Raw genomic sequence first — 14,699 nt, 5'->3', positions numbered from 1 at the left:
GAATATGTCAGAGATTAAGACTTGTGTAAGCCTCTACAGCTTACAGGACGAGTATTTGAATAAACGCATGAGCCTTAGGGATATCATGTATTTTGTTAAGGAGAAAGGGGCCGAGGGGATAGAGATCCTTCCGGACCAGATGCTGAAAAATGCGCCGGATATTGCAGATGAAACTGTTTCGGAATGGCATGCACTCCTGGCCGAAACCGGTCTGAAACCTGTGATCGCAGATGTATTTCTGAACACCAATCTGTACAAAAACAGAAGTCTGACCCAGAGGGAATGTGTGGAGCTTCTGGTAAAGGAAATCAAACAGGCAGACAGGCTGGGGATCCGCTTGATCCGTCTGGTGTCCATGGTCCCTTACTGGGTGCTGGAGCCTCTGCTCCCCTTCTGTGAACAGTACGACGTGTCGGTGGCGTTGGAAGTACATGCAGGCATGGCTTTTGATATCCCTGAGACAAAGGCATTTATTGATGAGATGCGGCGGCTGGACAGCAAATATATAGGACTTGTCATTGATACGGGCATATTCTGCCGCCGGTTTCCCCGGGTGGTAAGGGAATATGAGACGGCAAACGGTACAAGCCCTGGGGTGTTTGATTATATTGACACCTTGTTTGAAAAGGGCACGGACCTGCACCGTGTTTTAAGAGAGAACAATTTTGTCTATCCAAAAGAACTGGAGGATGCCATCAGATCAGAGCACGATAGAATGTTTGTGCCTCTGTGTGACGGATATGAGAATTATGACTTTGATGTACTGGACGAATATATGCCTTATATCAAACATTTCCACCTCAAGCTGTTCGAGATGACAGAGGAGGGGCCGGAGTATTCCATGGATTATAAAGGGCTTTTAACCTACCTCCATGACCATGGCTACAAGGGGTATGTGGCGGCGGAATATGAAGGGAACCGCTTTACACTTCCCGGCAGACCAATGGTGGAAAAAGAACAGGTGGCAGCCCAGCTTGCTTTCATAAAACAGTGTTTAAAAGAGATTCAGGGACAGGAGGAATCATATGTTTGACAATAATGTTTTTTTGGAAAATACATGTGTGAACGTGGTGGAGAGCGGAGAAATCACAGGATATGAGCTGCAGACAAACATCACCTATTACAGAGGAATCCCCATGTCCATGATAGAATACATCCGGATTTCGGAGGATGGCAAGGAAGTCCCAAAGGAAGATATACGCATTTCTGTGGACAAAAAAGACTGGTTTACTTTACAGGAGGCAGAGACGGTCACATCCTATAAATGGGAGTACGGAGAGCCTCTGTATATCCGGGTCATGAAGACGGGCGGCCTTACAAAAGGCGTCCATAAAGTGAAACTGACAGTTGCAACCAGAACCGCCTATATCCCGGTTCCCCTGGAAGGCATCCGGGAGCGGGAAGTGACGATTTCATAGAACAGGATGAATAAAATGAGAAAGAAAAATGTACTGGGCCTGTCCTTTGGAAGAAGGCTGGCAAACACAGATATTATGGTAAAAACAGCACTGATGGAGTGCGAAAAGGCAGGTTGTGAAGTGCGGTTTATCCGTGTGGATGAGCTGGAGATCAAGCCGTGCACGGGCTGCATTTCCTGTGTTGTGGGAATGACCACAGGACGGGGAAAAGGGGGCTGCCCCATAAAGGATGATTTTTATATCCTGGATGAAGCGCTTATGGCGTGTGATGCTGTCATAGTGGGTTCCCCTGCTTATGTGCTGAGCCCAACAGGCAGATTTAAAACTGTCTGTGACAGGATCGGACCTTCTCACGATATCACATTCAGAAAAGCGGCGTTTGAGGAAGGACTGGGCGCCGGAAAAGACAGAGAAAAGCTGCCGGATGAGAGAAGCTTTAAAAAGAGAGTGGGCGCACTTATTTCCGTGGGCGGGGCTATGACAAAGAACTGGCTCTCCTTCATGCTTCCCACCATGTATGAATTCACCATGTCCATGGGGATTGATGTGATCGACATGCATGAATATCACGGCGCCATGGCCTGTGAACATGTTCTTGGTAATGAAGCACAGATAGAACGCATGAGAAAAATGGGAAAGAACATTGCCGCGGCCCTTGCCGCCGGGAGTGAGGAAGAACGCACTGCATGGCGGGGAGAGGAGGAGGGCATCTGCCCGGTCTGTCACTGTAACATGCTGACAGTGTCAAAGGACAGCACTGCCGTAGAATGCCCGGTCTGCGGGATTTCCGGTACGCCTGCATGGGTGAACGGCAGGATGAATGTACATTTCAGCCAGGAAGAACAGAACCGTTCCAGGCTTCGGTGGAACGGGAAGCTGGAACATTCCACTGAGATCAAGACAAGAGCAGTGGGGCCGGGTCAGATACAGGATCTGAAAGAACTGCTGGAACCGTACAAAGGGTATGGGGAATGATATTCCCGGAATGAGAGAGGAGAAAATAGTATGAAATTAGGCTTTATCACAGCAATCTGTGATGGAATGACATTTGAGGAAGTGGTGGATTTTGCCGCATCTCATGACCTGGAATGCCTGGAAGTGGCATGCTGGCCCCGGGGAAAAGCGCAGAGAAGATATGCCGGTGTAAGCCATATTGATGTGGAGGCAATGAATGAGGAAAAAGCAGCATACCTTACTGCTTACTGTCAGAAAAAGGGGGTGGAGATCTCCTCCCTTGCCTACTATCCCAACACACTGGACCCGGATCCTGAGAAACGGGCTTCCTATATAAAGCATCTGTATAAGCTCATAGATGCATCTGCCATGCTGGGTGTGAATATGGTCACAACCTTTGTGGGCAGGGACCCGAAAAAAACAGTATCGGAGAACTTGGAAACCGTAAAAGAGGTGTGGCCGCCAATTGTAAAATATGCGGAGGAGAAGGGCGTAAAAATTGCAATTGAGAACTGCCCTATGCTTTTTACCGAGGATGAATGGCCGGGCGGACAGAATCTGATGACAAGCCCGGCAAACTGGAGAAAAGTGTTTGAGATCCTGGACAGTCCCAACTTTGGGATCAATTATGATCCCTCCCATTTTGTGTGGCAGCAGATTGATTATATCAAGCCAATCTATGAATTCAGGGATAAGATCTTCCATGTGCACTACAAGGATATCAAAGTATATGAGGATAAGCTGGCAGATGTGGGGACTATGGCCGTGCCCTTAGAATATATGTCTCCGAAACTTCCGGGGCTGGGAGATGTGGACTGGGGAAACTATGTATCAGCCCTGACAGACATCGGATATGACGGATACACCTGCATTGAGGTGGAAGATAAGGCATTTGAAAAAGACCTGGAGGATGCGAAAAAAGCGGTGGTCCTGAGTGCCAGGTATTTAAGGAACTTTGTGATTTGACCAAAAGGCAGTGCGGCAGGTACGGGACCACATGTCTTAGGTCATGAGCAGTAAAGGGGACAGAGATGTCCGTCTGATAAAGGGGATTTTAATATGGAAGATATCAGGATAGGTATTGTGGGCCATGGGTTTATGGGGCATGAGCATGAAAATATGCTGACGAAAATGGAAGGATTCCGGGTGATAGGGATCTCCGACCTTGACCAAGAACAGTTAAAGGATGTAAAGGATGGCATCAAAAGATATGCGTCCAATGAAGAATTGATGCAGGATCCGGAGGTCCAGGTGGTACTGATCGCTGCCAACAACAACCGGCATCACGATCTGGTCATTCAGGCAGCCAGAGCAGGAAAGGATATTATCTGTGAAAAACCGGTAGCCATGAATGTGGAGGAACTTGACCATATGGTCAGCGTGGTGAAGGAGTGCGGCGTCAGATTTACTGTGCACCACCAGCGGCGGCTGGACAGGGATTTCCGCATTATGAAGGAAATTTATGACCAGAGGAAGCTAGGTGAGGTATATACATTAAAAAACAGCCTGTACGGCTTCAACGGCAACATGCACGACTGGCATGTATACATCAGTGAGGGCGGCGGTATGCTTTACGACTGGGGCGTTCATCTTCTGGATCAGGTTCTGTGGATGATGCAGGGCGCCAAAGTAAAGACTGTTTTTGCGGATCTGAGAAATATCATCAATTTTGAGGTGGATGACTATTTTAAGATCCTAATGAAATTTGACAATGGGATCACAGCTGAGGTGGAACTGGGCACGTATTTTCTGACGGATAAAATGCATGAGAAATGGTTTGAGCGCCATTGGATCATGGGAGGGAATAAAGGCACCGCGTATGTGGACGGTTTTGAACCCCAGGGGAAGATCGTACGGACCGCGCATCTGCTGAAAAACGTGGATGGAAAACGCACCATGACGGCAGCAGGGCCTACCCGTTCGTTTGGCCCGCCGGCAGAGGGCACCATCCTCACAGAGGATATCCCGGCGGTTTCCACCTGTCATGAGGATTATTTTGAGAACTATAAAAAAGCTTATTTCGGTGAGGAAGACTTTCTGGTGAAAATTCCGGAGACGAGAAGAGTCCTTGCGCTGATGGAAGCAGTAAGAGAATCCGCCCGAACAGGGGAATCCGTCAGATTTGAGTCTTGATGTAACAGTACAGACAGGTCTGCGTATTCACTGCGCTGACCAGCCCATCGCGAAGCGATTTTTAATGGCTGGATGCGTAACAGTTCAGCTTGTCTGAACTGTTACGTCTTGAAAATAAATGCTTTGGTTTAAGAAAAGTCCCGGTTTACATGTCCGTCCGGCAAGAGTATAATAAATACAAAACATTGTAACTGGCCGGGAAACAGCCGTGACAGGAGGTAAATATGGACGAGTATTACATTCCGGATAAGGAGTACAGCAAAGAGTACAGACGCCAGTGCTGGGAGATGGCTACGGGGCTTCAGGCTGTGGATGGTCTGGTACCCAGTAAGTATTTATATGAGCTTGCCAAGGACAATATTGAAGGAAACTATACAAATGAAGAGATAGAGGAATTATTGTACCGGAAATATGAAAATGAGACAGAGAAAGAAAAGAGATCCAGACAAAAAGAAGCGGATCTGGTTTCAAACAGGATTGTCCGTCTACTTTCAGATGAGGCTTTTTCCTTTTCTCCGGTAATGCTGAAATATATACACAGGTCATTGTTTCAAGATATTTACTCCCATGCCGGTACGTTCAGAAACTATAATATCAGCAAGGATGAACCTATTTTAAATGGAATTTCAGTCAAATATGCCAATTACCAAATGATAGAAGAAACTCTTTCGTATGATTTTCGTGAGGAGGAAAGAACAAAATATGCATCTCTTGATACAAAGCAGATATTGGAGAAGGTTGCCGCATTTACATCTTCTATTTGGCAAGTACATCCTTTCGGAGAGGGAAATACCAGGACAACAGCTGTTTTTATGGAATGCTATCTTAAAACCAGAGGATTTTGTGTAGATAATAGTATGTTCAAAGAGAATGCGCAGTATTTTAGAAATGCCCTGGTAAGAGCAAACTTTGCTGATTATCAGAACAGAATAGATTCAGATATGGTTTTTTTGATTCGTTTTTATGAGAACCTGCTGTTTGAAAAGAAGAATGAGCTCAGAAACCGCGATACTGTTTTAAAGCAATTGTTTTGAGACATAAAAATCCAGACGGAAGAAATAATAGGCTGACTGCCGGAAATAATATCAATGCCGGATAACTGCAGATTGGCAGTCCTCCGGCATTGGTTTCATTATTCGTTTATCTCCCCGCCGATTTCAAAAAGACGGTCCTTAAAATAGTATTTCTTATCCTCATCCGTGATCTCTTTGATCACTTTAGCCGGATTTCCCACAGCAACACAGTTGTCAGGGATATCCTTTGTGACAACGCTTCCGGAGCCGATCACCACATTGCTTCCGATATGCACGCCCGGATTGAACACCACGTTTCCACCCACCCAAACATTGTCGCCGATGGAAATTGCAATCCCATATTCCCAGCCTGAATTTCTTGTTTCCGTGTGAAGGGGATGGCCCGCTGTGTAGAGGGAGACATTGGGGGCAAACATGACATTTTTGCCAATGGTCACTTTTGCCACATCTAAAATGATACAGTTGGCGTTGGCGAAGAAATTCTCGCCCACTTCCGTATTACTGCCGTAGTCAAAGTAGATAGGCTGTTCCATCCATACGTTTTCGCCTGTCTTTCCCAGCAGCTCCTTTAATATAGAAACTCTTTTTTCTCCCTCGGAGGGACGGCACATATTAAAATCATAGCACAGCTCTTTTGCCTGTGCCCGCTCTTTGGTAAGTACGGCATCTGCCGGGTAATAGAGCATTTCTTTCAGCATACGTTCTTTTTGCGTCATAATTTATTGCCTTTCATAAATTCTTGTGATTTTCTTTATTCGGTTCTGTAAGTCCTGTGAGAATTCACCCGGCAGAAGCCGCCATTTCCAGTTTTGGCCCAGTGTGGACGGGGTATTCATACGGCATTCATTTCCAAGGCCCAGGTAATCCTGCATGGGAATAATGCACAGGCGTGCCCCGCTTCCCATAACCCGGCAGATGATTTCCCAGAACAAACTTCTGTCCGCAGTGGTGTAGTCATGCAGATAATCCCGCAGCATTTCTTTTTCTTTCTCTGAGATATCCTGATACCATCCGTTTAGGGTGGCATTGTCATGGGTGCCTGTATAGACCACGGAATTAACAGGGTAGTTGTGGGGCAGATAATCACTGGCGCACCCGGTATCTCTGGTGTCAAAGGCAAATTCAAACACTTTCATACCCGGAAATCCGCTCTCCCAAACCATATGGCGGACAGAGTCCGTCACATACCCTAGATCCTCCGCGATCACATCTTTCCAGCCCAGGACTTCCTTCATCCTGTTAAAAATTTCAATTCCGGGGCCTTTTTCCCAGTGTCCGTTCCAGGCTGTGGTGTCCCCGTAAGGTATGGAAAAATATTCATCAAATCCCCGGAAGTGGTCGATGCGCACCACATCATAGAGGCGGAAGGTGTAGGACAGCCGTTCCATCCACCAGGCAAACCCTGTGTTTCTGTGATGATCCCAGCGGTACAGGGGATTGCCCCAAAGCTGCCCGTCCGCGGCAAACCCATCCGGCGGACAGCCTGCCACAGCCACAGGGACATTATCTTCATCGAGCTGGAAGAGCTCGGGATGCGCCCAGGTGTCCGCGCTGTCATATGCCACATAGATGGGGATATCTCCGATGATCCGGATCCCCTTTTGTCCTGCATAGGATTTCAGCTTCTGCCACTGGCAGGTAAACTGAAACTGCATATATTTGTAAAACTCAATATCAAAATACAGTTTTTCCCTGTAATAGTCCAGGGCAAACCCATAACGCTTTCGGATATCCTCCGGCCATTGGTCCCAGCATTCATCCCCGAAGAAATTCTTTACTGCCATGAAGAGTGCATAATCTTCCAGCCACCAGGAATTTTCGGAACAAAAGGTCAGAAAATCCGGGTTCTGTGTGATATGGCTCCGCTCATATGCCATGCGGAGAAGTTTGAAACGGGCCTTGTATACCTTTCCGTAGTCCACAGCCCTGGGGTCCTGACCGAAGTCGGCGGCATCACACTCTTTTTGTGTGAGCACACCCTCCCGGATCAGCACTTCCAGGTCTATGAAATAAGGATTGCCCGCATAGGTGGAAAAAGACTGGTAAGGAGAATCCCCGTAGCTGGTGGGGCCAAGAGGCAGGATCTGCCAGTATTTCTGTCCGGCAGATGCAAGCTGGTCCACAAAGGTATAGGCTTCTTTTGAAAAACAGCCGATTCCGAAGCCTGACGGAAGGCTGGATATGGGAAGTAAAATTCCGCTTTCTCTCATTGGTAAAACCCCCTGATCATATTCAGCGCTTTAGAGTGAGCCTGAAAATCCCTTTCGGCATTTGTGGCCCACGCTAAAGCTTATGGGGTTATTTTATCATAGATACAGCGGAAAGGGAAATTTAATTCTCCAATTCCAGTACCAATACCTGGTAACCGTGTAAGGTTATGGCACCATCTGCAAGGTTCATGTCCGGATAGTTGTTGATCAGGACTTTTTTGCAGGCAGCAGGCAGTTCCACGGTCTGCTCCTCATTCTGGTAATTGCCCATAACAAGCAGAGTTTTGTCACCCTTGCGGAAATAAGACATAAGGTTGTGGCGTTCCTCAAGATAGGGAACCAACTCTCCGTATACTACTGTTTCCTGATATTCCGGATTCTTTCTCAGGGCGATCAGCGCTTTATAGAAGGCGTAAACAGAGGTTTCGTCATGGATCTGGGACTCCACATTGATGCTTTTGTAATTGGAGTTAAGGATGAGCCACGGCTTTCCTGTTGTAAATCCTGCGTTTTCGGAGCTGTTCCACTGCATAGGGGACCTGGCATTGTCACGGTTATAGGTAGCCATGATCTTCAGTGCCTCTTCCTCAGAGTAACCGGCTTCCCGTGCCACATGATACTGGTCAAGAGCGCTGATATCATCAACTTCCTCCAGAGGGATCACACCCAGATTCTCCATGCCGATCTCCTGTCCCTGATAGATGAAAGGAAGACCTTTGAGCATAAAGTACAGGGCTGCCAGCATTTTTTTACTGGTATCACAGCAGTCCCCTTCCGGGATATAGTAGCTCACACCGCGGGGTTCGTCATGGTTTTCAATGATGTTTGACAAAAATCCAATATCCCCCACACGTTTCTGGGAGTGGAAACAGCATTTTTTATAGTCTTCCGGTGTGATGCGTTTGCAGTCATACCATCCTTTTTCGCTTTTGCCGAAAGAGGTTTCAGCAAAGTCAAACATGGAGGAAAAGTAGCCGTTGTCACCGATGAAATCAGGGATTTCCTCTTCTTTTTCGTTGAATACTTCCCCAACGGTAAACGCGTCGTGGGGGAGGAACGTACGGTCGCGCATTTCACCCAGGAATTCGCCTACGCCAGTGGCATCTTCCAGCATGTGGTCAATAAGGCTCAGGCCGTCTGCGCGGTCAACCGGGTAATCTTTATAGGGAAGCTTTTTCTTGATATTGATGATGGCATCAATACGGAAGCCCCCAAGACCTTTGTCCAGCCACCAGTTGATATTTTTGTAAACTTCCTCCCGGACAGCTTCGTTTTCCCAGTTGAGATCCGGCTGTTTTTTGTGGAACAGGTGCATATACTGCTTGTCCGGACAGCCGGGAAGGGGTTCCCATACGGAGCCGCCGAAATAACTTCTCCAGTTGCAGGGCAGTTCTCCTTCTTTTCTGTCCTCTATGTAGAAGAAATTGCCGTACTCCCCGTCCGGGTCAGCGCAGGCTTTCTGGAACCACTCATGTTCGTCGGAACAGTGGTTTACCACCAGGTCCATAAGAATATACATGCCGCGTTTTTCTGCTTCTTTCAGCAGAAGGTCCATATCTTCCATGGTGCCGAAGGAGGGGTCTATCTTATAGTAATCTGAGATATCGTAACCCTGGTCTGCAAAAGGAGATGCGTAAATAGGGGAGATCCAGACAATGTCCACGCCCAGCTCCTTTAAATAGTCCAGTTTGCTGATGATGCCCGGCAGATCACCGATGCCGTCCCCGTTGGAATCATAAAAACTTTTAGGATAAATCTGATATGCCACTTTGCCGTGCCACCATTTTCTTTGCATGTTATATATACCTCCGTCTGATCGTTTAATTTTGTGCGGTTATCTGTTTCCGCCTGACGAGGATAATTATACTGACATTTGGCACGGTTTGTCCTCCGAATATTTGATTAAAAACTACGAAATTATGACTTTTCACTGCGAAAGGTTTTTCTGTACTGCAGAGGGGTGGCACCTGTCTTCTTACGGAATTCTCTTAAAAAGTTCCCCAGATTGTTGAAGCCGCAGTCCAGGCAGATGTCCATGACCGGCAGGTCCGTATCCTGCAGCCGGGTGATGGCCCGGCCGATACGATACTCGTTAATATATGTGACAGGGGTCCTTCCGATGGCTTTTTTAAAAAAACGACAGAAATACTGCTCATTCATGCCTGCCTGCCGGGCCAGATCACGGATATAAAATTTTTCCTGGTAATGCTCATGAATGTAGGCCAAAGAGTTTTTAATGATCTCCACCCTGTAGTCATCTGTCTTCTCCTGGGTAGTCAGCAGCCCGGCACCGGCCAGGATCCCCAGGATCTTCAGCAGCCCGGCCCGGATAAAGAGCTGGGAGGGCAGGTCTTCTGTCACAGTCTGTCCCTCTTTGGAAAGGTAGGAGCCGCTCTGATAAAATACATTTACGATATCCAGGTACTCTTTTTTGACAGCAGCAAAAGCCGTATCCTTTGGGGTAAGGCACAGGGGGAAAAACAGTTTTCGCTTTAAAAGTGGCTGGAGGATACGGCTCTGAGCAATGTCATAATTGTCGAAGCTCAAAATACGGGGATGAAAGAGCACGGCAGATTCCAGGCAGGCGGATCCGGGTTGGATGGAGTGCAGTTCTCCTGCATTGACAAAATAGAAACACTCTTCCTGAATGGTGTAAGTCTCCATATTGACGTCCAGTGTAAATTCTCCCTTCATAAAATAAAGGATCTCCACCTCATCATGCCAGTGATGCTTTACCCCATCCCATTTTGTAACCTCAAAAATTTCATAGAGGCCGCAGGGAAAAGAGGCTGTGCCATGGTCTTTCTGTTCCTTCAGATCCATGTCGGAATTGTCTGAAAGTTTCATATGTTCTCCGCCTTTCCTATTTATTTCCGCGAGCAGCGAGGCAAGCAGCATGCTTGCATGGTTATTTGACTAAAAAAAGCATAGCACAGAACATTTGCAGCAACAAGAAAAAACTTGTAAAATATACTTGACTCTGACGGAACGTCATAGTGTAGGGTAAAAATCAGGAAAGACAGGAGGCAGAAATGATGAGGACTGTAAAACAAGTTTCTGAAATAACGGGTATCAGCGTGCGCACGCTTCACTATTATGACCAGATCGGGCTTTTGAAGCCCACGGTCTGCAATGAAGCGGGATACAGGTTTTATGACGATAAGACCTTGGAAACTCTGCGCCAGATTTTATTCTTTCGGGAGTTTGATATGCCCCTGAAGGAGATAAAAGCCATTCTGGACAGCCCTGATTATGACCGGGAGCAGGTTTTAAGAAGTCAGAAAAGACTTCTGGAGCTGAAAAAGGAGCGCCTGGAACGCCTGATTTCCAGCATGGATGACATTTTGAAAGGAGAAGATAAAATGGATTTTGAAGTATTCAGCAAAGCGGAGATCGAAGAGTTATATAAAAATATAGTCTCTCATATGAGTGAGAGTCAGATAAAGGTACTGGAAGAACAGTACGGCAGTATGGAGGCGTTCAGGGAGCATTATATGGAGAACGCCTCCGGTGAAAAAGTACAGGCAAATTTCAAAAAAGTGACTGAATGGTACAATGGCAAGGAAGGTGCCCTGGAGGCGGCAAAAAACGGAGCGGGTGCTGATGTGGTCCGGGCATACCAAAACCGCCTGGATCAGATCTGCCTTAGACTGGCAGAGAAAAAGGAGATGCCTCGGGATTCCTTTGAAGTTAAGTCTCTGATCGGGGAGTATGAGTTTGTATCAAAACAGCTTTACCAGATATCCGACGCGGAAAAGCTGATGCTGGACCTGGCAGATTACTATGAGGAAGACCGGACGGCAAAAGAAGCCTTTGACGGACAGTATGGGGAAGGGGCGGCACAATTTTTCGCGGGGGCCGTACGGGAGTATTTTCAGTGACGTTTTGACGGCTTTTCAGGCGGGAACGCAGGCAGATGCGTATGAACGCGGGGATTCTGCCTGCAGCCCGCGGAAGCGTACTTACAATTGTTTACAGGTCAAAATCAGCCTAATATGTGTCAAAAACGTCATATTGTCTTTTATCCGGAGCACAGGTAAAATGAAAAGAGAATGTAACTGTGAGTGGTATGGAACAGTTAGAAAAGAATAAATCATACGGATAGGAGAAGTACAGTGGATAATAAATATGTGATCAACTGGGAAAAATATGCGTCCCTTGCCCGCCAGGCTGCGGCAGAGGGAGCGGTACTGCTTAAAAATGACGACCAGGCCCTGCCGCTTGGGGAGGAGACGATTTCCGTATTCGGCAGAATCCAGTTCCATTATTATAAGAGCGGAACCGGTTCAGGAGGCCTTGTAAACGCAAAATATGTGGTCAGCATAAATGACGCCCTGCAGGAGGAGGAGAAACTGACTGTAAACGAAGAACTGGCGGAAGTTTACCGTTCCTGGATCGCAGAACATCCTTTTGACCAGGGAAGCGGCTGGGCACAGGAGCCGTGGAGTCAGGAGGAAATGCCTCTGGATGAAAAGCTGGTAAGGGAGGCTGCATCCAAATCCGACGCGGCCGTTGTTGTGATCGGGCGTACAGCCGGGGAGGACCGGGATGCATCTGCCAAGAAGGGCAGTTATCTTCTGACAGATTTGGAAGAGGATATGCTGGACCAAGTGTGCCGTGCATTTAAAAGGGTCATTGTAGTTCTGAATGTGGGAAATATCATTGATATGAAATGGGTGGAGAAATATAACCCGTCTGCTGTTCTGTATACCTGGCAGGGCGGACAGGAGGGCGGGCACAGTGTTGCGGATGTACTGACCGGCAGAGTGAATCCCTGTGGTAAGCTGGCCGACACCATTGCACGTGATATTTCCGATTATCCTTCCACAGAAAATTTCGGAGGTGAGACCTCTGATATCTATGCGGAGGATATCTATGTAGGTTACCGCTATTTTGAGACCTTTGCCAAAGATAAGGTGCTTTATCCTTTCGGGTTTGGAATGTCTTACACTGACTTCCGGGTAGATTGCAGCCCCGCAGTGCATCTGGACGGGGAAACCACAGTCCGTGTAAAAGTTACCAATACAGGAACCTCTGCGGGAAAAGAAGTGGTGCAGCTATATGTGGATCCCCCGCAGGGTAAACTGGGCAAGCCTTTTAGAAATCTTGCCGCATTTGCCAAGACGAAATGCCTTAGCCCGGGGGAAACACAGGAGCTTGTCTTAACATTTACCGATTATTATATATCCTCTTATGATGACAGCGGTGTGACAGGGCACAGATCCTGCTATGTGCTGGAGCAAGGCAGATATGAGATCTTCATTGGCACGGATGTGAGAAGTGCCCGGGCAGCAGGAAGTTTTGAAGCTGCAGAGACTTTGGTGACCTCTGTTTGTACAGAAGCTGCCGGACCGGTGCAAAAATTTAAGAGAATGCGTTCAGGAGAGGGCGGCGCTTTGGCCTGGGAGGAGGTGCCTGTCCGCAGGTACAAAATGCAGGAACGCGTGCAGGAAGAAACACTTCCTGATATTACATACACAGGAGATAAGGGATATACACTGGGGGAGGTTTTTGACAGGGAAATATCCATGGAGGAATTTTTGGCCCAGCTTTCCGAGGAGGATCTGTGCTGCATTGTCAGAGGGGAAGGCATGTGCTCACCGAAGGTTACGCCGGGTACAGCGGCAGCTTTCGGCGGCGTGACAGAGTCTCTGCAGAAGTTCGGCATCCCCTGCGGCTGCTGTGCGGACGGCCCCTCCGGCATCCGTATGGACTGCGGGACTCCGGCATTTTCCATGCCGAACGGTACCTGCCTGGCCTGTACATTTGACACGGAACTGTCAGAAAAGCTGTACGAAATGGAGGGAGCTGAGCTTAGAAAGAACCATATTGACACTTTGCTTGGGCCTGGGATCAATATACATAGAAATCCTCTGAACGGCAGAAATTTTGAATATTTCTCAGAGGACCCATATCTGACGGGAGTTATGGCATCTGCCCAGTTAAAGGGTATGTCACAGTATGGCGTGACGGGAACCATAAAGCATTTTGCAGCCAACAACCAGGAATATCACAGAAGGCTTCTGGACTCCGTCATGTCCGAGAGGGCACTGAGGGAAATCTATCTCCGAGGATTTGAGATAGCAGTGAAAGAGGGAAACGCTTACTCTGTCATGACAACCTACGGCGCCATAAACGGTCTGTGGACCGCCAGCAATTATGACCTTCTGACCACGATCCTCCGAAAAGAATGGCACTTTGACGGTATGGTCATGACCGACTGGTGGGCTGATCTAAACGACGAGGGAGGCCCTGCATCCACGGACAATCTGGCTGCCATGGTCCGGAGCCAGAACGATGTCTATATGGTGACCAAGGATTCTCTGACCAACAGAGACAACCTGATGGAAAGCTTGAAAAAGGGAGTCTTAAAACGCGGCGCTCTTTTGAGATGCGCCGGAAATATCTGCCGTATGCTCATGAAGTCCCCGGTTATGGAAAGAACCCTGGGCAGAATGTCAGAGGAGGAGCAGCTGGCAGGTGAAGTTATGGCTGGGGAGGATAAGGTGGATTTTGACATCACCTATCACAAAGTGGATGGCAGCCTTACGCTGGATGGCACTCATATTGACACCTCCAAGGGGAAAAGTGTGGTATATGGAATCCTTCTGGACACTTTCGGGTCTTATACGGTCCGTCTGAAAGCAAAGGCGGAAGGCGGAAAGCTGGCGCAGATACCGGTTTCCGTGTTCGCAAACGGACATCTGGAGGGAACCGTGACCATCAACGGAACTGACGGGGAGTGGATAGAAATAGAAAAGACTATTGGTCCGCTCTTTGGTCCGCATAATTACGTGAGACTGTATTTTGCCCAGGGAGGTATGGAGATTCAGACTGTCACGATCCGATTGCAGGAGGAAATGGACAGGGGATTTTAAGGGGGCAGCGCAGATGCTGCCGTAAGTTTAGAAACTGAAAAGTGAGTAGGAAAAAGCCCGGAGACAAATTCT

The 14,699-nt window shown here is 47.8% G+C and carries 12 protein-coding genes; 8 read left to right on the top strand and 4 right to left on the bottom strand.

Going from position 1 to position 14,699, the window contains the following annotated elements; translation table 11 throughout:
• Positions 1-4 precede the first annotated feature (4 nt).
• From C6P39_RS01625 to C6P39_RS01600, 6 genes are all read left to right on the top strand, one after another.
• Positions 5-1,033, top strand: coding sequence for a sugar phosphate isomerase/epimerase family protein (locus tag C6P39_RS01625; RefSeq protein ID WP_104802550.1), 1,029 nt, complete (start codon positions 5-7; stop codon positions 1,031-1,033).
• Positions 1,026-1,418, top strand: a complete 393-nt coding sequence (locus tag C6P39_RS01620; RefSeq protein WP_104802549.1) for a C-glycoside deglycosidase beta subunit domain-containing protein — start codon at positions 1,026-1,028, stop codon at positions 1,416-1,418. The genes C6P39_RS01625 and C6P39_RS01620 overlap by 8 nt, the downstream gene beginning before the upstream one ends.
• 15 nt (positions 1,419-1,433) lie before the next feature.
• Positions 1,434-2,393: a flavodoxin family protein gene (locus C6P39_RS01615; RefSeq protein WP_104802548.1), complete on the top strand. Its 960-nt coding sequence runs from the start codon at positions 1,434-1,436 to the stop codon at positions 2,391-2,393.
• Positions 2,394-2,423: 30 nt separating this feature from the next.
• Positions 2,424-3,338, top strand: coding sequence for a sugar phosphate isomerase/epimerase family protein (locus C6P39_RS01610; RefSeq protein ID WP_104802547.1), 915 nt, complete (start codon positions 2,424-2,426; stop codon positions 3,336-3,338).
• 93 nt (positions 3,339-3,431) lie between these two features.
• Positions 3,432-4,505: a Gfo/Idh/MocA family protein gene (locus tag C6P39_RS01605; RefSeq protein WP_104802546.1), complete on the top strand. Its 1,074-nt coding sequence runs from the start codon at positions 3,432-3,434 to the stop codon at positions 4,503-4,505.
• 224 nt (positions 4,506-4,729) lie between these two features.
• Positions 4,730-5,539 carry a Fic family protein gene (locus C6P39_RS01600; protein WP_104802545.1) on the top strand — a complete coding sequence of 270 codons (810 nt, stop codon included), beginning with the start codon at positions 4,730-4,732 and terminating at the stop codon, positions 5,537-5,539.
• A gap of 98 nt (positions 5,540-5,637) precedes the next feature.
• Here C6P39_RS01600 and C6P39_RS01595 read toward each other — a convergent pair whose 3' ends face one another.
• The 4 genes from C6P39_RS01595 to C6P39_RS01580 all read right to left on the bottom strand — a co-directional run bounded on the left by C6P39_RS01595 (position 5,638) and on the right by C6P39_RS01580 (position 10,596).
• Positions 5,638-6,255 carry a sugar O-acetyltransferase gene (locus tag C6P39_RS01595; protein WP_104802544.1) on the bottom strand — a complete coding sequence of 206 codons (618 nt, stop codon included), beginning with the start codon at positions 6,253-6,255 and terminating at the stop codon, positions 5,638-5,640.
• 3 nt (positions 6,256-6,258) lie between these two features.
• The gene (gene malQ / locus C6P39_RS01590; protein WP_104802543.1) at positions 6,259-7,749 is read right to left on the bottom strand and encodes a 4-alpha-glucanotransferase; all 1,491 of its coding nucleotides are present in this window, start codon (positions 7,747-7,749) and stop codon (positions 6,259-6,261) included.
• 121 nt (positions 7,750-7,870) lie between these two features.
• Positions 7,871-9,544 (bottom strand): alpha-glucosidase, encoded by a 1,674-nt coding sequence (locus C6P39_RS01585; RefSeq protein ID WP_104802542.1) that lies wholly within the window; start codon positions 9,542-9,544, stop codon positions 7,871-7,873.
• Between the two features lie 122 nt (positions 9,545-9,666).
• Positions 9,667-10,596, bottom strand: coding sequence for a helix-turn-helix domain-containing protein (locus tag C6P39_RS01580; protein ID WP_095173775.1), 930 nt, complete (start codon positions 10,594-10,596; stop codon positions 9,667-9,669).
• A 185-nt stretch (positions 10,597-10,781) separates the two neighbouring features.
• Between C6P39_RS01580 and C6P39_RS01575 the strand changes: the two genes are divergently transcribed.
• On the top strand, positions 10,782-11,630 hold the full coding sequence (locus tag C6P39_RS01575; protein WP_330406993.1) for a MerR family transcriptional regulator: 849 nt from the start codon (positions 10,782-10,784) through the stop codon (positions 11,628-11,630).
• Positions 11,631-11,864: 234 nt separating this feature from the next.
• Complete coding sequence (locus tag C6P39_RS01570) at positions 11,865-14,627, top strand: glycoside hydrolase family 3 protein (protein WP_104802540.1); 2,763 nt, start codon at positions 11,865-11,867, stop codon at positions 14,625-14,627.
• Positions 14,628-14,699 lie beyond the last annotated feature (72 nt).

This window comes from Blautia marasmi (assembly GCF_900258535.1).
Taxonomy (GTDB): Bacteria; Bacillota; Clostridia; order Lachnospirales; family Lachnospiraceae; genus Blautia; species Blautia hominis.
Note: the sequence above shows the minus strand (reverse complement) of the source record. Positions and strands in the feature narration are given on the sequence as shown.